At 71.0% G+C, this 19018-nt stretch carries 15 protein-coding genes; 6 read left to right on the plus strand and 9 right to left on the minus strand.

The features are described 5' to 3' along the window. Window positions 1-14: 14 nt before the first annotated feature. The 4 genes from NOCYR_RS21275 to NOCYR_RS21285 all read right to left on the minus strand — a co-directional run bounded on the left by NOCYR_RS21275 (window position 15) and on the right by NOCYR_RS21285 (window position 3874). Window positions 15-569, minus strand: coding sequence for a hypothetical protein (locus NOCYR_RS21275; protein ID WP_014352468.1), 555 nt, complete (start codon window positions 567-569; stop codon window positions 15-17). Between the two features lie 262 nt (window positions 570-831). Next, window positions 832-1155 carry a WhiB family transcriptional regulator gene (locus NOCYR_RS21280; RefSeq protein ID WP_014352469.1) on the minus strand — a complete coding sequence of 108 codons (324 nt, stop codon included), beginning with the start codon at window positions 1153-1155 and terminating at the stop codon, window positions 832-834. 135 nt (window positions 1156-1290) lie between these two features. Then, on the minus strand, window positions 1291-1611 hold the full coding sequence (locus NOCYR_RS29395; protein WP_148280711.1) for a hypothetical protein: 321 nt from the start codon (window positions 1609-1611) through the stop codon (window positions 1291-1293). Between the two features lie 106 nt (window positions 1612-1717). Then, complete coding sequence (locus NOCYR_RS21285) at window positions 1718-3874, minus strand: ATP-dependent DNA helicase UvrD2 (RefSeq protein WP_014352471.1); 2157 nt, start codon at window positions 3872-3874, stop codon at window positions 1718-1720. A gap of 131 nt (window positions 3875-4005) precedes the next feature. Here NOCYR_RS21285 and NOCYR_RS21290 point away from each other — a divergent pair, with 131 nt between their 5' ends. Then, window positions 4006-4236 (plus strand): mycoredoxin, encoded by a 231-nt coding sequence (locus NOCYR_RS21290; protein WP_014352472.1) that lies wholly within the window; start codon window positions 4006-4008, stop codon window positions 4234-4236. A gap of 11 nt (window positions 4237-4247) precedes the next feature. On the opposite strand, the gene nudC is transcribed toward NOCYR_RS21290, so the two are convergent. Then, window positions 4248-5147, minus strand: a complete 900-nt coding sequence (nudC, locus tag NOCYR_RS21295) for an NAD(+) diphosphatase (RefSeq protein ID WP_014352473.1) — start codon at window positions 5145-5147, stop codon at window positions 4248-4250. A gap of 33 nt (window positions 5148-5180) precedes the next feature. Further along, window positions 5181-6251, minus strand: coding sequence for a potassium channel family protein (locus NOCYR_RS21300; protein ID WP_014352474.1), 1071 nt, complete (start codon window positions 6249-6251; stop codon window positions 5181-5183). A gap of 175 nt (window positions 6252-6426) precedes the next feature. On the opposite strand from NOCYR_RS21300, the gene NOCYR_RS21305 reads away from it, so the two are divergent. Beyond that, entirely contained in the window at window positions 6427-6837 is a 411-nt protein-coding gene (locus NOCYR_RS21305; protein ID WP_014352475.1) for a membrane protein, read from the plus strand. Here NOCYR_RS21305 and NOCYR_RS21310 read toward each other — a convergent pair. After that, window positions 6812-10165, minus strand: coding sequence for an ATP-dependent helicase (locus tag NOCYR_RS21310; RefSeq protein WP_014352476.1), 3354 nt, complete (start codon window positions 10163-10165; stop codon window positions 6812-6814). The genes NOCYR_RS21305 and NOCYR_RS21310 overlap by 26 nt on opposite strands. Continuing rightward, complete coding sequence (locus NOCYR_RS21315) at window positions 10162-14469, minus strand: PD-(D/E)XK nuclease family protein (protein ID WP_148280713.1); 4308 nt, start codon at window positions 14467-14469, stop codon at window positions 10162-10164. The genes NOCYR_RS21310 and NOCYR_RS21315 overlap by 4 nt, the downstream gene beginning before the upstream one ends. 94 nt (window positions 14470-14563) lie before the next feature. On the opposite strand from NOCYR_RS21315, the gene NOCYR_RS21320 reads away from it, so the two are divergent. The 4 genes from NOCYR_RS21320 (at window position 14564) to NOCYR_RS21335 (ending at window position 18311) form a co-directional block, all read left to right on the plus strand. Then, window positions 14564-15340 (plus strand): alpha/beta fold hydrolase, encoded by a 777-nt coding sequence (locus NOCYR_RS21320; protein WP_048833589.1) that lies wholly within the window; start codon window positions 14564-14566, stop codon window positions 15338-15340. Continuing rightward, on the plus strand, window positions 15340-15648 hold the full coding sequence (locus NOCYR_RS21325) for an MGMT family protein (RefSeq protein ID WP_014352479.1): 309 nt from the start codon (window positions 15340-15342) through the stop codon (window positions 15646-15648). Before NOCYR_RS21320 ends, NOCYR_RS21325 begins: the two co-directional genes overlap by 1 nt. A 75-nt stretch (window positions 15649-15723) precedes the next feature. Continuing rightward, window positions 15724-16467 carry a VOC family protein gene (locus NOCYR_RS21330; protein ID WP_014352480.1) on the plus strand — a complete coding sequence of 248 codons (744 nt, stop codon included), beginning with the start codon at window positions 15724-15726 and terminating at the stop codon, window positions 16465-16467. 83 nt (window positions 16468-16550) lie between these two features. Next, window positions 16551-18311 carry an NTP transferase domain-containing protein gene (locus tag NOCYR_RS21335; protein WP_014352481.1) on the plus strand — a complete coding sequence of 587 codons (1761 nt, stop codon included), beginning with the start codon at window positions 16551-16553 and terminating at the stop codon, window positions 18309-18311. Window positions 18312-18348: 37 nt separating this feature from the next. On the opposite strand, the gene NOCYR_RS21340 is transcribed toward NOCYR_RS21335, so the two are convergent. After that, the gene (locus NOCYR_RS21340; RefSeq protein WP_014352482.1) at window positions 18349-18783 is read right to left on the minus strand and encodes a YdeI/OmpD-associated family protein; all 435 of its coding nucleotides are present in this window, start codon (window positions 18781-18783) and stop codon (window positions 18349-18351) included. Window positions 18784-19018: the final 235 nt, after the last annotated feature.

Below are 19018 nucleotides of genomic sequence, written 5' to 3' on the forward strand. Positions count from 1 at the left end.
ACCCTGAGCAGCGCTCAGCCCGCAGGCGGCAACTGGGACGTTTCGTGCACGTTCACCACGACGGCGGTGTCGCCGTAGGGTGCCGAGCCCATCGTCATGCCGTGGTACAGCCGGGCCAGTCCCGCGCGCATCCCGTACTTGGCGCGCAGGCCCGTGCAGATCTTGTCGAACAATGCTCCCGCGCCGACGAATTCGGCCACCCCCTGATGCTGGCGCGATCCGACCGCCGGCCTGCCGAGCCAGTCGCCGGCCTGCACGATGACGCGCCGGTCGCGGGCCAGATGCTGCATTTCCAGCGAATAGGACGAGATCCGGAAGGCGAGCCTGCCGCGATCGATCGGGATCACCAGGTGCGCGGTGGTATTCCAGCGACCGGACGGATCCGTCCTGGTCACCAGCACGGTGCGCGCATCCCACCAGAGCATGCCGGGATGCCATTCGCTCGGCCACTCGGCCTGGGCGGGCGGGCGCTGCCCGGCGTAGGGAGCCGGTGCATTCGGATGGGCGGGCATGGTGGCGTGGCCGGTTGGCGCGATGGTGGAAACGGACTGGCCGAGAGCGTGATTCATGCGTCGAAACCTCCGGGACAAGGGTCGTGATTCTGCACCCCGCAGAGCGGAAAACCTGAAACTCAAGGCATAGATTTCATATAGCAACGAACCGAGATGTTCGCAAGGTGCTTTCGCCCGCAGACGCGAAATCCCTACTCCCCCAACATAAGGCAACCGCCCAGCCGGATCGGCTGGGCGGTTGGTCGTTCGGTGGTCCGCGGCCCGGCCGGCGCAGTGCCGGTGTCCGGGCCGCGGACCCGCCGCGCTGCCTGCGCGGCCATCAGACGCATGTCGCGACCTTGCGGGGACGGCCACGGGGCCGCTTGCGAGCGATCACGACACCCTGGTCGAAGATCTCCCCGCCCCACACGCCCCACGGCTCACGGCGATCGATGGCAGCGCTCAGGCAGCCCTTACGGATCGGGCAGGACGCGCACAGCGCCTTCGCCTGCTCCAACTGGACCGGGCTCTCGGCGAACCACAGGTCGGGGTCGCCTGCCCGGCACGGCAGGGTGGTGGTGACCTCCTGGTCACGGGGAGCGGTTGCCACGGTTCGGCATGTCACGTCAGCAGTGGCCGTCGGCCAGCTCTCTGCGGTGAACACGTCGTTCTCCTTCAGCTCGTTTGCAGCGGTTCGGTGTCGTTGATTCCGCGAAACCGGGGCTGCCGGCTGAAGGGCCGGAAAAATCTGGCCACGATTTCGCTTCGTGCGATCCGTGGCCAGGAGGCGGGGAGTTCCCTACCTAGGTCGACATCTGAGTCGAGTCCTGATCACGGACGCTGGGTGTGCATTGCGGAGGCGTGCTGCCTGCACCGGCTCGTTTCCGGCTTCAGCGGCAAAGGCGCCGGCGACTGCGGGTGCAGCGGCCGGGTGCCAGCCCACGCTGGGCTTGTCCTGCGGATCGATGAGAATCGGGGTGGGCGCGTAGTCCAGATGCGTGCCGAACCCACCGACGCCGGACAGACCGATCCCCTGCATGGCGAGGATCCCCCGGGAGGCAGAAACGGCCGACATGGTCGTGCCGGTACCCATCACGTCGAAAGCGGTGATGCTGTTCATTTCGTCTGCCTCCCTCCTGTACTCGTAATCTGTCTGAACTGTGCGCGCCGGGATGGCCTCCCGTTGCGTGCTACCCACCGTATGCGATCTCGGAAGAACCGACAACCTATTTTTGACCTGCGGTTTTGTGATTCGTTCCGGTGCGCGAGCGCACCAGCGCGATGACGTCGGCGCCGTACTGTTCGATCTTGCGCGCGCCGATGCCCGAAATCGCCGCCAGCGCCGCGTCATCGGTGGGCAGTTGCTCGGCGATGGCGGTGAGCGTGGTGTCGGTGAACACACTGAACTCGCGCAGCCGCTGGGCCTGCGCTTTCTCGGCGCGCCATTCCTGAAGCGCGGCAAGCAGTTCGGCGTCGAGTTCGGCGGGGCACTTGCGGCAGCGGCCCAGCATCGTCGAGTAGGTGCCGATCAACGGTTTCGCGCAGACCCGGCACAGCGGGCGAGTGCCGTCGGCGGCGCGCTGGGTGCTCGGCGCGGCGATGCGGGAGGCCGGGGAATCGTCGGGGACCAGGCCGTTGAGGAAGCGGGAGCGGCGCCGGGTGCGGCGGCCGCCCTCGTTGCGGGCCAGCGCCCAGGACAGCCGCAGATGTTCGCGGGCCCGGGTGACACCGACGTAGAGCAGTCGGCGCTCCTCTTCCAGCCCGGCCTGATCGGCGACCGAGCCGTCGTCGGCGAGCACGTGCGCGATCGGCAGCGTGCCGTCGGAGAGCCCGACCAGGAACGCGGCGTCCCATTCCAGGCCCTTGGCCGCGTGCAACGACGCCAGGGTGACGCCCTGCACCGTCGGTGGGTGCCTGGCCTCGGCGCGCGCGGCCAGCTCACGCAACAGGCCCGGCAGATCGAGCTGCTCGTCGTGGGTGGTGAGTTCCTCGGTGAGTTGCACCAGCGCCACCAGCGACGCCCACTTCTCCCTGGCCTGCGCACCTGCGGGTTCGGTGGCGGTGAGCCCGAGCGGGGCGAGCACCGCGCGCACCAGGGTGACCAGCGCGGCGCCGGTGCGGGCCTGATCGGGAAGATCGTCGCGGGCCGCGGCCTGGCGCAACGCCTGCACCGCTTGGCGGACCTCGGCCCGGGAGAAGAAGCCTTCACCGCCGCGCACCTGGTAGGGAATGCCGCGTTCGGTGAGCGCCTGCTCATATGTTTCCGACTGCGCGTTGATTCGGTAGAGCACCGCGATCTCCGCGGCGGGGGTACCCGCGGCGATCAGTTCGGCGATATCGCGGGCCACGCCCGCCGCCTCGGCGGGGACGTCGTCGTATTCGGTGAAGGTGGGCTCCGGCCCGTCGGGGCGCTGGCCGATCAGCTGCAACCGGGTGCCGGCGATGCGGCCGCGGGCCATGCCGATCACCCGGTTCGCCAGCGACACCACCTGGGGCGTAGAGCGGTAGTCGCGCTCGAGCCGGACGACGGTGGCGTCCGGGAAACGGCGGGAGAAGTCCAGCAGGTGCGCCGTGCTGGCGCCGGTGAAGGAGTAGATGGTCTGGTTGGCGTCGCCGACGACGGTCAGATCGTCGCGTTCGCCCAGCCAGGCGTCGAGCACCCGCTGCTGCAAGGGGGTGACGTCCTGGTATTCGTCGACGACGAAACAGCGGTAGCGACCACGGAATTCGTCGGCCACCGCCGGATAGTCCTCGAGCGCGGCGGCGGTGTGCAGCAGCAGATCGTCGAAGTCGAGCAGCAGGCCGTCCGGGCTGGTCTTGAGCGCTTCGTAGCCGGAGTAGACCTGCGCGATCCGTTGCGCGTCGAACGGGACATCGCGGTGGCGGCGGGCGGCCTCGGCGGGGTAATCCTCGGGCGCGATGAGCGAGGATTTGGCCCATTCGATTTCGCTGAGCAGATCGCGCACGCTCTCGGTGCCCGACGGCAACCCGGCCCGATGCGCGGCCTGGGCCACCACCGGGAACTTGCTGTCGAGCAGCCGCCACGGCACGTCACCGACGACCTGGGGCCAGAAGTAGCGCAGCTGACGCAGCGCCGCCGCGTGGAAGGTGCGCGCCTGGACCTGGTTCGCCTCGCCGCCGAGGCCGAGGGCGCGCAGGCGTCCGCGCAGTTCCCCCGCCGCCCGGGCGGTGAAGGTGACCGCGAGCACCTGGTCGGCCTTGACCTGCCCGGCCGCGACCAGATGCGCGATCCGGTAGGTGATGGTCCTGGTCTTGCCGGTTCCCGCGCCGGCGAGCACGCACACCGGGCCGCGCGGCGCCCGCACGGCGGCGGCCTGCTCGGGGTCGAGGGCGGAGAGGTCGAGTGCGGGCACGCGCTCCATCATGACAGCGCCCACCGACAGCCGGGCGGCTACCGGGGCGGGGTTGTGACCGGCTCGGCACCGGCGTCCGGAACAGGAACGCGGCGCCGGGCGTTGCACGATCCGTGACCGAGCAGACTCCTGACCTGACGATGTACTCGACCACCTGGTGCGGCTACTGCCGCAGGCTGAAGAAGCAGCTGGACGAGGCGGGCATCACCTACGCCGAGATCGATATCGAGGCCGACCCCGCGTCCGCCGAGTTCGTCGGCAGCGTCAACGGCGGCAACCACGTGGTCCCGACGGTGAAGTTCGCCGACGGTTCGACCGCGACCAACCCGACGCTGGCCCAGGTCAAGCAGGCGCTGGCCGCCATCTCCTGAGCACACCGCGCTCAGTCGAGCGCGGCCCAGGACTCCACAATGGTGCGGGCGATCGAGATCGAACCCGGCAGCAGCAACCTGGCGTCCTCCGACCGAGTCGACCAGTCACCGGCCGCCAGGGCGGCACGCACTTCGGCGCGGGTGAACCACTGCGCGTCGGCAATCTCGCCGTCGGAGAAGACCAGCGGCTGGTCCGGGTCGGCCACGGCGCTGAAGCCCAGCATCAGCGAGCGAGGGAACGGCCACGGCTGGCTGCCGAGGTAGTGGATCTCGCTGACGTCGAGGCCGACCTCTTCGCGCATCTCGCGTTCGACGCAGCGCTCCAGCGATTCGCCCGCCTCCACGAAGCCGGCCAGCAGCGAGAACAACGTCTCCGGCCAGCTGTGCTGACGGGCCAGCAGCACCCGCTCGCCGCCGTCGTGGATCAGGACGATCACCGCGGGGTCGATGCGCGGGAACTCCTCGTGCCCGGCCTCGGTGGTGCGCGACCATCCGCCCTTGACCGCGATGGTTGTCGTGCCGTCGGCGGCATGGAACGCGGCCTTGTCGTGCCAGTTCAGCAGGGCCAGTGCGGTGGACAGCAGTCCTGCGGTGAAATCGTCGACGGTGGCGGCCATGGCGCGCAGGTCCAGCAGCGAGCCGGTGAGTTCGTGGTCGCGGACCGCCCACAGGTGCACGCCGTCGGCGACGCCGAGGAACACCGCGGCCGGATCCGGTTCGGCGGCCAGGTCGACGGCCTGATCGAAGACCAGTACGCCGTCGTCGAAACGCACCTGGCCGCGCCGGTTGATCCGCAGCAGCTTCGCGGTGGACCAGCCCTCCTTCAACGCCTGCGGGTCGGCGCGCACCTCCTCGGCCCGGTCGACGACGGAACGGGACAGCAGCGGAACGCTGTTGAGCTGGAATGCCACAAGCCGAGCTTAGTGCAGCTGCGGCGGGCCGGATCAGCGCCCGGCGCGGCGCAGATACAGCAGCTTGTCGCCGTGGTCGAGGGCGTCGACCTCCGGCTCGCCGACCCGGATCAGCTCGCCTGCGCGCACCACGCCGAGCACGATATCGCTGAGGTGGCGGGGCGAGCCGCCGACCTCACCGGGCTCGACCTCGCGTTCGGCCACCGCGAAGCCCTGCTCCGGAGTCAGCAGATCCTCGATCATCTCCACCACGGTGGGTTTGGTGGTCGCGATGCCGAGCAACCGGCCCGCGGTCTCGGAGGACACCACCACCGAATCGGCGCCGGACTGGCGCAGCAGGTGAGTGTTCTCGGCCTCGCGGATGGAGGCCACGATCTTGGCGCTCTTGGTGAGTTCGCGGGCGGTCAGCGTCACCAGCACGGCGGTGTCGTCGCGGTTGGTGGCGACCACGATGGAGGAGGCGTTCTGCACACCGGCCAGCCGCAGCACATCCGACTGCGAGGCCGAACCGTGCACGGTGACCAGGCCGGCGTTGGCGGCGGCCTCCAGGGCGACCGAGTCGGTGTCGACGACGACGATCTCACTCGGTGATGCCCCGTCGCCGAGCATGGCGTCGATCGCGGTGCGGCCCTTGGTGCCGTAGCCGATGACGACGGTGTGATTGCGCACGCTGTGCCTCCAACGCTGAATCTTGAATGCCTGGCGGGACCGTTCCGTCAGCACGCTGAGCGTGGTACCGACGAGCACGATGAGGAACAGCACGCGCAGCGGGGTGATGACGATGATGTTGACCAGCCTGGCCTGCGGCGTGACCGGCGAGATATCGCCGTACCCGGTGGTCGACAGCGACACCGTCGCGTAGTACAGCGCGTCCAGGAACGACAGCGGGTTCTCCGAGGCGTCGCGGTACCCGTCGCGCCCGATGAACACCACCAGCGCGGCGCCGAACAGCAGCGCGATCGCGAACAGCACCCGGCGCGTCAGCGAGATCCACGGGCTGGCTTGCGCTTCGGGAATGCGCAGCACACCCACGAGCGCGAAGTCCGGCCGGTCGGTCAACCGCCCCAAGCCGACGCGTGCGCGGTCACCCAGATCATCGAGCAACGCACTCACCGGCCCCTGATTCCCCGGCGCCGATTCCGGCCGATGTCACCGGCTCCGGCATTGTTTCTCCCTCCGGCACAGCACCGGAGCCTACCCCGTCGGCGTACCGGTCGAGCGCCTCGACGCGACGAGGTGGGGCTGTGGCGGCGGCGAGCGCCCGCTTAGAGTGGGCGGCATGGAGGTTTCCGAGTCCACCGCACCCGATACCAGCCGCAAGCCGGCGCTGCTCATGGCCGCGGCGCTGTTCGGGATGGGTGTGCTGCATTTCCTGGTGCCCAAGCCGTTCGATTCGATCGTGCCGCCCAAGTTGCCCGGCCGCGCGCGCAGCTACACCTATGCCTCCGGGATGGCCGAGATCGGCGTGGCCACCGCGCTCGCGGTGCCGCGCACCCGCAGCCTCGGCGGCAAGCTGGCCGCCGCCCTGTTCGTCGCGGTCTTCCCGGCGAACGTGCAGTTCGCGGTGGACTCGCTGAGCAACTCGAAGACCGCGTGGCCGGTGAAGCTGGTCTCGGTGCTGCGGCTGCCGCTGCAGATTCCGATGATCACCACGGCGCTGTCGGTCAGCCGTCGGGCGCCGCGGAGCTGATCAGCTCGGTCAGCTCGTTCGCGCCCGGCAGATCGACCGGGGCGACGGTGCGGCCGCTGCGCACATAGTGGAACGCGGCGCCGATCCGGTCGAGCAGCTCGTCGGGGTCGGCGCCGGTGCGGGCGGCCATCAACCGGGCCCAGGCCAGCCGATAGACGGCCAGCTGCACCGCCACCGCGGGTTCGTCGGCGGCATCGGGTTCGGCGCCGGTCTTCCAGTCCACGACGGTCCAGCGTCCGTCCGGTTCGGCGAAGACCGCGTCCATCCGGCCGCGGATCACCGTGCCCGCGATGGTGGTTTCGAACGGCACTTCCACCTCGATGGGGCTGCGGTGTGCCCAGCGCGAGGACAGGAACGCCTCTTGCATGCGCGCCAGTTCCGCGTCGGCACCGTCGGCGGTGTCGGCGGCGCCGGGTAGTTCGTCCAGGCCGAGCAGCCCTTCGGCGGCGAACCAGCGCTGCACCCAGGCGTGGAAGGCGGTGCCGCGACGGGCCAGCGGGTTCGGTGGATACGGCAGCGGACGACGCAGCCGTGCGGCGAGCCGGGCCGGATCGGCGCGCAACTCGACCAGTGCCGTCGCGGGCAGGCGGCTGGGCAGTTCCACTTCTTCGGCGACGCCGGTGGCGCTGTGGTGTTCGGCGAGCAGGGCTTCCACATCGGCGGCCCAGCCGTCGGGATCGTCCTCGTCGTCGGGGGTGTCCGGGTGGGCCGTCAGTTCCGCCATCGCGGCGCGCACCAGCTGTGCGCCCTCTTCGATCGGCGCGCGGCGGCGGCCAAGGGGATCGCGCGGCCAGTGCGCGGTGGGCGGGTTGTCGGTGAACGGGTTGACCGCGTCGGGTTCCGGCGGATCGTCCCAGCGGTCCACGTCAGCGGCGCCGTGAGCGGGGCTTACGGGGTCTTCGATCGCCTGCTTCAGTTCCAGCAGGAATTCCGAGGGGCCCTTGACCGAGGGACTCGAATCGGACCAGTAGTGGCCCGAAACCAGCAGCATCCGCTCGGTTCTGGTGAGCGCGACGTAGAACAGCCTGCGGTCCTCGTCGAGGCGGCGACGGTCCAGGGCGGCCTTGTGCTCCTTGATGGCGCGGTCCAGATCGGCGCGGTCGTAGAGGTCGGTCAGATCCAGCACCGGGACGCCGTCGGCGCCGTCGTCATCGCGGGCGCGGTCGCCGCGCAAGGAGGTGGGCAGTTCGGCGAGCGCGCCGAGCCAGCTGCCACTGGCCTTGCCCGAGGGGAACACATCTCGCACCACGTGTGGCACGGCGACGATCTCCCATTCCAATCCTTTGGCCGCGTGCACCGTCAGCACCTGCACACGGTCCTTGGCGACCTCCACCTCCCCCGGTTCCAGGCCGTTCTCCACCGATTCGGCGGCGGTCAGGAAGGCGAGTAGTCCGCTGAGCGAGGCGCCGGAGTCACCGGCGTAGCCCGCGACCACCTCCGCGAACGCATCCAGATGTTCGCGACCGGCGCCGGCACCGGACATGGCGCGCCGGGCCTGGGTTTCCACGCCGACGCCGATGGTGCGTTCCACATCGGCCACCAGTTCGGTCAACGGCTGACCGCTGCGTTCGCGCAGGGCGGCCAGTTCGCGACCGAGCGCGACGATGCGCCGGTAGCCGTCGGGCGAATACTGTTCGGCCGGACCGGGATCGGCGATGGCGTCGGCGAGCCCGGCCTGTTCGGCCGGTTCCGGCGCGACCTCGCGCAGGGCGACGGCCAGGGCCGCGCCGTCGCTGATATCGCCGGTCGAGGCGGTGCCGCGGGCGATCGACAGCTCACGCGCCCGGCGCGACAGCGCCGACAGGTCGGCGACGCCGATGCGCCAGCGCGCGCCGGTGAGGATGCGCACCGCCGCGCCACCGGCGCCCGGTTCGGCGATCAACCGCAAGGTGGCGACGACATCGGCGACCTCGGGTGTGGCCAGCAGACCGCCGAGGCCGACGATCTCCACCGGCAGCCCCTGCTCACGCAGCGCTTCGGCGATGGGTGCGGCATCGGCGTTGCGGCGCACCAGCACCGCCGAAGTGGGCGGCTGTTCGCCCGCGTCGTGGCGGGCCTGCCAGTCGGCCGCGATCCGGGTGGCGAACCACTCGCGCTCGGCGGCGACGGTGTCGGTGAGGGCGAAGGCCACCGTGCCGGCTTCGGCGGCGGGTTTGGCGCGCAGCGCGTCGACGGTGACGCCGCCGCCCTCGATCGCCTTGCGGCGCAACGGGTCCGCGACCAGGTTGGCCAGCGCCAGTGCCTCGGGCGGGTTGCGCCAGCTGGTCAACAGCGACAGCGTCGGCGCGGGCACGCCGGGCGCGGCGGGGAAGTCGGTGGCGAAGCGCGGCAGGTTGGCCGCGGAGGCGCCGCGCCAGCCGTAGATGGACTGCATGGGGTCGCCCACCGCCGTCACGGCAGGACGCTCACCGGAGCCGGTGCCGCCGAACAGGGCGGCCAGCAGGATGCGCTGGGCGTGGCCGGTGTCCTGATATTCGTCGAGCAGCACCAGCCGGAACCGGGCGCGTTCGGCGGCGCCGACCTCGGCGTGCTCGTCGGCCAGCCGCGCGGCCAGCGACATCTGCGCACCGAAATCCAAAGCGCCACGCCGCCGCAACGCCTCACTCAACTGACGAACCAGCGGCAGCAACGCCACCCGCTCCCGCTGCACCTTCAGGATCTTCAGCAGCTCCTGGCTCGGCCCGCCGCGCTGGCGCGGACCCGCGGGCAGGGTGTGCACCAGCTTCTCCAGTTCGGTGTGCGCCTCGGCCAATTCCTCCGGCTCCACCAGATGTTCGGCCAGCTGACCCGACAGCGCGAGCACCGCCTCGGTAACAGACACTGGGGTGCGTTCGGTATCCAGATCGCCGTCCCAGGTGCGCACCACCTGATGGGCCAGCTGCCACAACTGGGTTTCGGTGAGCAGCGTCGCCGACGGCTCCACCGGCAGCAGCAGACCGTGTTCGGTCAGCAGCCTGCCCGCATACGAGTGGTAGGTGCTGATCTCCGGTTCGGCGCCGGTCAGCGCGGCCCGCAAGCCGCCGGACGGGTCGAGTTCGCGCAGCAGCGGCGCGCCGGCGAGCCGGGCCAGGCGGGTACGGATGCGGGTGGTCAACTGCTGGGCGGCTTTGCGGGTGAAGGTCAGGCCGAGCACCTCATCGGGCAGCACCAGGCGGTTGGCGACCATCCACACCACACGCGCGGCCATCGTCTCGGTCTTCCCGGCACCCGCGCCTGCCACCACCAGCGTCGGACCGGGCGGTGCGGCGATCACCGCGGCCTGCTCATCGGTCGGTGGGGGCAGGCCGAGGGCCTCGGCGAGCTGCCAGGGCGTGACCCGCGCACTCATTCGTCGGTCACCTGGCGTCCGGTGTCCTGGACCGGGCAGCTGCTCGCGACCGCGCAGTGCCGGCAGCCGTCATTGCGCATGGCGAGGTAGCTGGGGCCCTTGGTGGCGGCCGCGGCGTCGTGGATGGTGCCGCGCCAGATGTGCAGGGCGTCGGTGTCGAGGGGTTTCTGGGTTCGTTGGGTGGCGCCGTCACGGGTGTTCGGTTTGGCGACGTAGACGAGGCGGGCGCCACCGGGTTCGCCGAGGTCGAGCGGGTCGCTGGGGTCGTGGGCGGCTTGCTCCTCGGTGCTGCCAGAGTTGTCGACATCGGTATCAGTCACGTTCGTGCCCGCTGAAGCGTCGCCGGGATCACTTGGCGCACTGCCGGAATCACCGGACAGGGCGTCGAGCGCGCCGAACGCGGCGGCGACCTGGTAGGTGGCCAGCTGGGCGTGATCCTCGGCGGCCTTGACGGAGACGGGATTCTTGCCGGTCTTCACATCGACGATGACGAAGCGGCCCTGGGCGTCGCGTTCGAGGCGGTCGACACGGCCGCGGATGCGCACCGGCGGTTCGTCCTCGGAACGGGCCGGCAGCACACAGTCCACCGGCACCTCGATACCGACCTGGGTGAGTTCGCCGCGGGTGTTGTCCACCCAGGCCAGAAAGGTTTCCAGCATCGCTTCGGTGCGCCGGCGTTCCTGCCGGGAATGCCAGCCCTGATCGGTCTCGACCGACTGCCAGACCGCTTGCAGCGCGGCGCGCACCTGATTGGTGGGCACTTTGCCGGCCAGGGCCTGGACCAGCGTGTGCACGAGATTGCCCTTGACCGCGTGCGGATTGTCGCCGTCGGTGCCGCCGTGCCGTTCCAGCGCCCAGCGCAGCGGGCAGGTGCGCAAGAGTTCGACCGTCGACGGGGAGAGGGCGACGGCGGATTCGTCGTCGTCCCACAGCGGGCGCTCGGTGCTGAGTTCGGCGGTGCCGTACCAGTCGTCGGGGGCGGTGCCGCGCACACCGGCGTCCGCGAGCCGGGCGAGATGCCGAGCAGCGCGGCGCCTGCGCTGCGGGTCGGCCTCGGGATCGCAGACCACCCCGCGCAATTCGGCCACCAGGGAACCCATCACCAGCGAACGGCCCGGATCGGCGATCGGCAGGGCGCCGGGTTCGCCGTCGTCGTCGTGGCCGAGCAGTTCGGCGAGGAACCGCGACGGCACCAGATCCCGGTCGCCGGTCACCGATTCCACCGCGGTGACCAGCAGCGATCGGCGGGCCCGGCTGCACGCCACCAGCAGCAGCCTGCGCTCCTCGGCCAGGATCGGCGCCGCCCGGCTCATCCGTTCGCCGTCGGTGAGCACGCCCGCGGCGACATCGACCAAGTCCTCGGTATGTAACAGCGTTCCGCGCGGCCGCGGATCCGGCCAGATCCCCTCCTGCACCCCCGCGACGGCGACCACGTCCCATTCCCGGCCCGCGGCGGCATGCGCGCTGAGCAGCTCGACGGCCTCGACCGGACTGGTGCGCACCGACGTATCGTGCGGAATCTCCTGATGCAGAAGGTATTCCACGAATCCCTCGATGCCGGCGCGCGGCAGCCGGTCGACGTAGGCCGCGGCGGCGTCGAACAGCGCCACCGCCGCATCCAGATCCCGATCGGCCTGCGCACCGGCGGCCCCACCCCGCTCGGACTGCGCCACCCACCGCCGCTCCAACCGCGACCCGGTCCACAACGCCCACAACACATCCTCGAGCCCACCACCCCGCCGCCGGACCTTCCGCGCCCGATCCAGCGCCGCCAGCGCACGCCGCAACGGAGCGGATTCGACCTCGGTGAGCCCGGCCGGGATTCGTGCGTCGCCGACGCCGAGCAGCAGGTCGCGGAGGACTTCGGCGGAGGACTGTTCGGAGGGTGACGCGCCGTCTCTGCGCGACGTTCCCGGCGGCGGGTCGCCAGGAGACTCGGCGGTCGGATCGCCGGAGATCGGACCGCGACGGGCGATCGTAGCGTCTTCCTGGTCGAATGTCCCTGTAGCAGCGATGCCGGGCGGGTCCGTCGCGGCGCTACCGGACGCGACGTCGTGGCCTGGGTCGTCGGCTGCGGCGTCAGCGGGTGAACGGTCGTCGGCGTCGTCGAACGCATTCGCAATGAGTCCGTATCGATCTTCCTCGCGGTCGAACGGATCGGGATCTACGCCGTACCAGTCGGCGTCGGCCGAGAGGCGAGAAGCCTGTTCGATCGTCCACTCGGGGGTGATGTCGGCGTCCACCGGGTCCGGCGGGAGTAGGTCGGGTGGTTCCAGAGGGTCGGCCGGGGTGAGGAGGTCTGCGTCGGTGGGGTCTGGTGGCGGGGGTAGTTCGTCGGGCTCGGGTCTGGGATCGGCAGGGGCGAAAGGGGTTTCGATGGCCGTTGGCGACGGGCTGTCGCCGTGCCGGGCCGCGCTGCGTTCCAGGCCGATGGCCGTGCGGCGGATGCCGCGGCGTAGGCGGCGCAGGGCGATCTGGTCGGCGGCGCCGAGGGGGCCGGAGAGCAGGTCGAGGGCGTCGTCGGGGGTGAAGAGTGCTTCGTGGCGGTGCGGGGTCGCCGCGGGATCGGTGCTCGCCGCCGCTTCCGAGGCGAGGATCGCGCGTAGCGACGACAGCATCCAGGCCGCACCACGCCGGCGCGCCAAGGGCGTGTCCAGGGCGGGCTGACGCACCGGGACGCCGGCGGCCAGCAGGGCGCGCCGCAGCGGCGGCAGCGACAGCGGCACCGAGCGCACCACCACCGCCATCCGCGACCACGGCACGCCCTCGGTGAGGTGCGCGCGACGCAGATGGTCGGCGATCAGCGCCGCCTCCTTGGCCGGGGTGGCGAGCACTCGGACACGGACGTCGGCGTCGCCTGCGCTGGATCCCTGACCATCCACCTTCGGGCGCTGCGGGGCGCTGCCGGGCAACCGGGCCGCGACCCGGGCCACCGCCAGCCGCACCGCGGGCACCGAGCGATGGTTCTCGCGCAAGACGATGCGGCGGTCGTCCGGCACGTCGAGGTCGAGCAGGAAGCGGGAATCCGCGCCGCGGAAGGCGAACACACCCTGGTCGGGATCACCGGCGACCACGGTGACGGCGGCGCCCGCACTCAGCACCCGTACCAGCATCGCGGCCTGGGGATCCAGATGCTGAGCGTCGTCGACCAGCAGGTACCGCAACCGGTCCCGCTCGGCGGCCAACAGCTCCGTATCGGTGGCCAAGGCGTCCAAGGCCGCCCCGACCAGTTCGGCCGCATTGAGCGCGGGCGCCGACGCCTCCGGTGCCGCCACACCCACCGACCAGCGCAGCAGCATCGCCTGCTCGTACCGCGCCGCGAACCGCCCCGCCGCCACCCATTCGGGCTTGTCCCGCTCCCGGCCGAGCCGAATCAGATCCTCCGGCCCCAAACCCCGCTCGGTGGCCCGCAACATCAGATCGCGCAGCTGATCGGCGAACCCGGCCAGCCCGAGCGCGGGATGCAGCCGCTGCGGCCACAGGTGCGTCGCGCCCTCGGCGATATCGATCAGGTCCCCGCGCAGCATCTCCCGCAGCACCGCATCCTGCTCCGACCCGGTCAGCAACCGCGGCGGCGGATTACCCTGCGCGACGGCGTGGCGGCGCAGGACGGCGAAGGCGTAGGAGTGGATCGTGCGCACCAGCGGTTCCCGCGTCGCACCGGGAACGCCGACGAAGTGCGGCCCGTCCGCGCCGGGTGCGGCAGCCGGATCCCCTTCGCGCGAATCGCCCGCCGGCCCGGACCCGGCTGTATGTGCTGAATCCGCGGGCTCGCCGGCCCGCGCGGTCGACGACGCTCGCGTGGACCGGGTGCCGGAATCCGGACCGATCGGCTCGTCCTGCCGGCCGTCATCAGCAGGATCCAGAGCCGCGTCCAGCTCATCGAGCGAGAACAGCCCCGCCTCATCCCAGGGCGCCTCCGGGTCCGGCGGCGGTTCGAACAGATCGTCCGGCCGGGGTTCCTCGGGTACGAAGCGCTCGTCCGGCACGGTCTCGACCGGCGCCGACAACCGCGCGGTGATCGCATCGCGCACCACGGCGGCCGCGTTCTTGGAGTGGGTGAGCAACAGCACGGATTCCGGGTCGGCTCCGGCGGCGATGCGGTCGGCGGCCAGGTCGACCAGCAGCGCGGTTTTACCGGTCCCTGGGCCGCCGAGTACCTGCCACATCCCCGTGCCGGGGCGGACGGTGCCCGGGTCGGCGGCGGTGGTGAACAGCGCGCGGACGTCGGCGCCCCAGACCCTTGGTCGGGGCGCCGCCACTTTCCGGCGAACCAGCCGCACGGCGTTATCCGATCGCACCACGGGGGCTATTGCAACAGACGAGGCCGACACTCCCGGGGCCGGCGCCGCGCCGCCTGGTGCTGCAGCCGATTCGGTCAACCGTCAAAATGTCACCGTGTCCCCACTCCACGTTCACCGTTTCGGCCCCCGCACCGGGCCCGTGGTACTCGCCCTGCACGGGGTGACCGGTCACGGCAGGCGCTGGGCCGACCTGGCCGAACGGTTCCTGCCCGATGTCCGCATCGTCGCGCCCGACCTGCGCGGTCACGGTCGCTCCACCTCGCTCCCGCCGTGGAATTTCGAGACGATCGTGCAGGATTTGGTGGAGCTGCTGGCCGAGGAGACCGACGAGCCGGTGGTGCTGGTCGCGCATTCGTTCGGCGGCGCCTGCGCCCTGCATCTGGCGCGCAACCATCCGCAACTGGCCCGCAACCTGGTGCTGCTCGACCCGGCCATCGCACTGGACCCGACGCGGCTGCACGAGATCGCCATGTCGACGCTCGCCTCCCAGGACTACGACGACGTCGAGCAGGCCCGGATGGACAAACTGCACACCGGCTGGGGTGACGTCGCCCCCGAGCTGTTGCAGGCCGAACTCGACGAGCACCTGATGCCCACCGCGAACGGGCGGGTGGGCTGGCGGATGAGCCTGCCCGCGATCAACTCCTACTGGGGCCAGCTGGCCCGCCACTATGTGCTGCCACCCGAGGATCTGCCGACGGTGCTGGTACAGGCCATGAAGGTCGACCCGCCGTTCGTCACCCCGGAGTTCCGGGAGGCGATCACCGAGCATATGGGCCCGAATCTGACCGTGCACGAATGGGATTGCGACCACATGGTCGCCCAGGCCATGCCCGCCGAGACCGCCGCGCTCATCCGTTCCGTGCTCTGATGCCGACCACCGACGCCGAGATCGAACGCGTCCGCGAGCTGGTCGCCTCGATCCCGCGCGGCCGGGTGGCCACCTATGGCGATATCGCCGCGGCGGCGGGCCTGTCCACGCCGCGCACCGTCGGCTGGATCATGCGCACCGATTCCGCCGACCTGCCCTGGCATCGGGTCCTCGGTGCGTCGGGCCGCCCGGCCGCACATCTGGCCGACAAGCAGCTGCGGTTGCTCGCGGCCGAGGGCGTCCCGGTGCGCGACGGGCGGGTGGATCTGCGGGCCGCCCGCTTCCCCTTCCAGGACGACCTCGCCTGACCGTGCGACACCCCTAGTACCCGGGGTAACACGCAATCCGCCCCCGTCGACCGGATCTGCCGCTACCGTGGACCTATGACCACCCGTCTGGCGTGTGTGGTGTTCGATGCGGACCAGCCACGTATGGTGGCGGATTTCTGGGCGCGACTGCTCGGCTGGACGGTGACGCTGGACCGGCCGGGCGAAGTCGATGTGGCCGGGCCGGATGCCGCGGGCTCCGACCTCGCATTGACCTTCATCCCCGCGGCCGGGGCCAAAACCGGCAAGAACCGGATCCATCTCGATGTGGCCAGCCGGTCCACCGATCATCAGCGCATGCAGGTCGATCGCGCCCTCGCGCTGGGCGCCCGGCCGGTGGACATCGGGCAGGGCGAGGTGCCCTGGACGGTGCTCGCCGACCCCGAGGGCAACGAATTCTGTGTGCTCGAGCCGCGCGAGGAGTATGTGGACACCGGCGCGGTGGCGGCCATCGTCATCGATACGAATGATCCGCAACGCTTGGCCCGGTTCTGGTCCGCCGCCTCCGGCTGGCCGGTCGCGCGCGGCGGCCCGCCGGTGACGGGTCTGCGCTCACCAACCGGGCTCGGTTCGTGGCTGGAGCTCGTGCGCACCACCGAATCGAAGACCGGTCGTAACCGCCTCCGTCTGGACGTGGCGGCCTTTCCCACCGACGATCCGGCCGCCGAGGTCGACAGGCTGCGAGCCGCCGGTGCCCGCACGATCGAACCGCGCGGGGCCGAGCCGGGCCTGCCGCTCGCCGACCCGGAAACCAACGAGTTCTGCCTGCTGCCGCCGGTCTACGACAGTTCGACGCTCTGATCGGTGCCCGGCGGGCCGCACGGTGACCGCCGGTCGCCGAACTAGCATGGACCCATGTCGAACCACAGCGAGGGCCGCGGCCTGTGACGGCCGCCGATGCGATCGTGCTCGCCGGGGGCCGGGCGAGCCGGATGGGTGGTGTCGACAAGCCGGCGATCGTCATCGGGGGGCGGTCGATGCTCAATGTCGCGCTCAACGCGGTCGCCGGATGCGTGCAGACGGTGGTCGTCGGCCCGCATCGGCCGGAATTGGATCCGGCCGTCCACCAGGTGCGTGAGGTCCCGCCGGGCGCGGGGCCGGTCGCCGCGATCGGTGCCGGACTGCGCGCGCTCGGTGCCGAGGTCGCACCGCGCGTGGTGGTGCTGGCCGCGGATCTGCCGTTTCTGACCGAGTGGGCGGTGGCCGATCTGCTGCGCCGCAGCGACCAGTCCGGGGCCGATGCGGTCTTCGCGGCCGACGAGTCCGGTCGCCCGCAGTACCTGATCGGGGTGTGGCGCCGCGATGCGCTGACCGCCCGGCTGAGTCGGCTCGACTCGCTGGTCAATCAGCCGATGAAGGCGCTGGTTCCCGACGACACGGTGATGGTGCGGTTGAACGGCATCACCGACTGCGACACCGATGAGGAGGTGCGCGCGGCCCGGGCCGTGGCCGACCAGGGACGGGACCCGGGCCATCAGCCGCCGCCCTCGACGCTGGAGCAAGCACGGGAAACCTTGCGCAACAACCTGTCTCGGCTCACCCCATACCACACCGAACTGTTCGAGGTCGCCGGTGCGGCGCTGGCGGCGCCGATCCGGGCGGCCGGGCCGCTGCCGCGTTTCGACGTCTCGGCCATGGACGGGTACGCCGTCGCCGGTGACGGCCCGTGGCGGCTGCGCGCGGATGTCGGCTTCGCGGGCGGGCAGCGCCCGGTCGGCCTGCTGCCCGGCGAGGCAGTACGCATCGCGACCGGCGCCCACGTACCCGACGGCACCACCGCCGTGCTGCGCGACGAGTTCGCCGACCTCGGCGACGACCACTACCTGCGCCGACGCCCCGACACCCCCGTCCGTGGGGATATCCGCCGCCGCGGCGAAGACCTGGAGCGCGGCGCCCTGGTCGCCGAGGCAGGCACCCCGGTCACTCCCGCGCTGATCTCCACAGCCGCCGCCGTGGAGGTCCCCGAAGCCGCCGTGCGCGGTCCGGTGCGGGCGCGAATCATCATGACCGGCGACGAAATTCGCGCATCAGGCCCGTTGCACGGCGGGCAGACCCGCGATTCCATCGGCCCGATCCTGCCGGATCTGCTGGCCCGTCACGGCATTCGCACCGTCGACCGGGTCCATCTGCGCGACACCCCGCACGGTTTCGACGAGGTCCTCACCGGCACCGACGGTTTCGATCTGCTCGTGGTGGTCGGGGCGACCGGCTCCGGTGCCGCCGATCAGCTGCGCGCCGCGCTGAACCGCGCCGACGCTCGAATCCTGGTGCATCGGCTACGACTGCGACCCGGCGGTTCCACCGTGGTCGCCGAATTGAGGACGGGCACAACAGTTCTCGGGCTCCCCGGCAACCCGTTCGCCGCCGTGGCCGTGCTCACCACACTCGCCCCGCCGCTGATGCAGGGCCGCACCGGCGCGCATCCGGCGCGCCCCCTGCTGGGTCCGCTGCGCAATGCGAGCGAGATCGCCGGCCCGGTCCCCCGCATCGTGCCCGCCGTCGCCGACCCCGAGGGCGGCTGGCGCGGCGAGCCCGCGGTCCGCACGGCTCATCTGGGTGGGCTGCTCGGACACGACGGGATGGTCGTCGTCCCCGCCGACGCCCGCGACGGCGCACTGGTGGAATTCCTGCCGCTACCAGGCTGAACCCCGACTCTCGAACCGCGGCGGCGCGAGGAGTCGATCAGCCCAGATCGCGCACGATGGTGTCGATCCGGTTGACCCGGGTCTGCTCGCGTTTGGCCTCGGTGACCCGGCGCACCGCGTCGCGCCGCCTGGAATAGGACAGCTCGTCGAACCGTGACCGCAGTCCGGCCGCGTCGAGGGCGGCAGCAAGAACCTCGGGGACGTCGACGGTTCGTTCGGCGGTGTCCCGTTCGACGGTGACCGTCACCAGGTCGCCGGGTTCCTTACCCAGTTCGCTGCGGATCGCCTTCAACATGCCCAGGCAAGGGCCCGCGCCCATCGAGACGATCGACCCGGTGTAGTCGATGTGGTCGAAGCGGGCGCGCACCGGTATGCGTCCGCCGCCACCGAGCGCGTCGACCACATCGGCAGGCACGGCGACATATGCACCGCCACCGACCGCGGACTCGATTCGTGCCTCGAACTCGACCATGGCCGCAGAATAACGCCATCGTGTCCGATATCCGGCAAATACTGCGCGAATAGGAGTGGCGCCCGCCACTTTCGCTGTGTTAACAAATGTAAAGCGACCGAGAAGCGGTGGTTTCCAAAGCTTCACCGATGCGCCGGAAACCGCCCCTCGCGGCCCTGGGCAACCCGCTCTGCGACGGCGTTTCCCCAGGTCGCGCCCGCTATCGCGGCGGTTGGCGTACCCCGCGGAATGACGA

The sequence above is a fragment of the Nocardia cyriacigeorgica GUH-2 genome (genome assembly GCF_000284035.1).
In the GTDB taxonomy this organism is placed as follows: Bacteria; Actinomycetota; Actinomycetes; order Mycobacteriales; family Mycobacteriaceae; genus Nocardia; species Nocardia cyriacigeorgica_B.

What these genes read in the sequence shown, in the direction of transcription:
- NOCYR_RS21305 (WP_014352475.1), top strand. Translation starts at nt 6,427, where the DNA reads ATGGAGGTTTCCGAGTCCACCGCACCCGATACCAGCCGCAAGCCGGCG.
- NOCYR_RS21290 (WP_014352472.1), top strand. Translation starts at nt 4,006, where the DNA reads ATGTACTCGACCACCTGGTGCGGCTACTGCCGCAGGCTGAAGAAGCAG.
- NOCYR_RS21310 (WP_014352476.1), bottom strand. Translation starts at nt 10,165, where the DNA reads ATGAGTGCGCGGGTCACGCCCTGGCAGCTCGCCGAGGCCCTCGGCCTG.
- NOCYR_RS21340 (WP_014352482.1), bottom strand. Translation starts at nt 18,783, where the DNA reads ATGGTCGAGTTCGAGGCACGAATCGAGTCCGCGGTCGGTGGCGGTGCA.
- NOCYR_RS21330 (WP_014352480.1), top strand. Translation starts at nt 15,724, where the DNA reads ATGACCACCCGTCTGGCGTGTGTGGTGTTCGATGCGGACCAGCCACGT.
- NOCYR_RS29395 (WP_148280711.1), bottom strand. Translation starts at nt 1,611, where the DNA reads ATGAACAGCATCACCGCTTTCGACGTGATGGGTACCGGCACGACCATG.
- NOCYR_RS21325 (WP_014352479.1), top strand. Translation starts at nt 15,340, where the DNA reads ATGCCGACCACCGACGCCGAGATCGAACGCGTCCGCGAGCTGGTCGCC.
- NOCYR_RS21275 (WP_014352468.1), bottom strand. Translation starts at nt 569, where the DNA reads ATGAATCACGCTCTCGGCCAGTCCGTTTCCACCATCGCGCCAACCGGC.
- NOCYR_RS21285 (WP_014352471.1), bottom strand. Translation starts at nt 3,874, where the DNA reads ATGGAGCGCGTGCCCGCACTCGACCTCTCCGCCCTCGACCCCGAGCAG.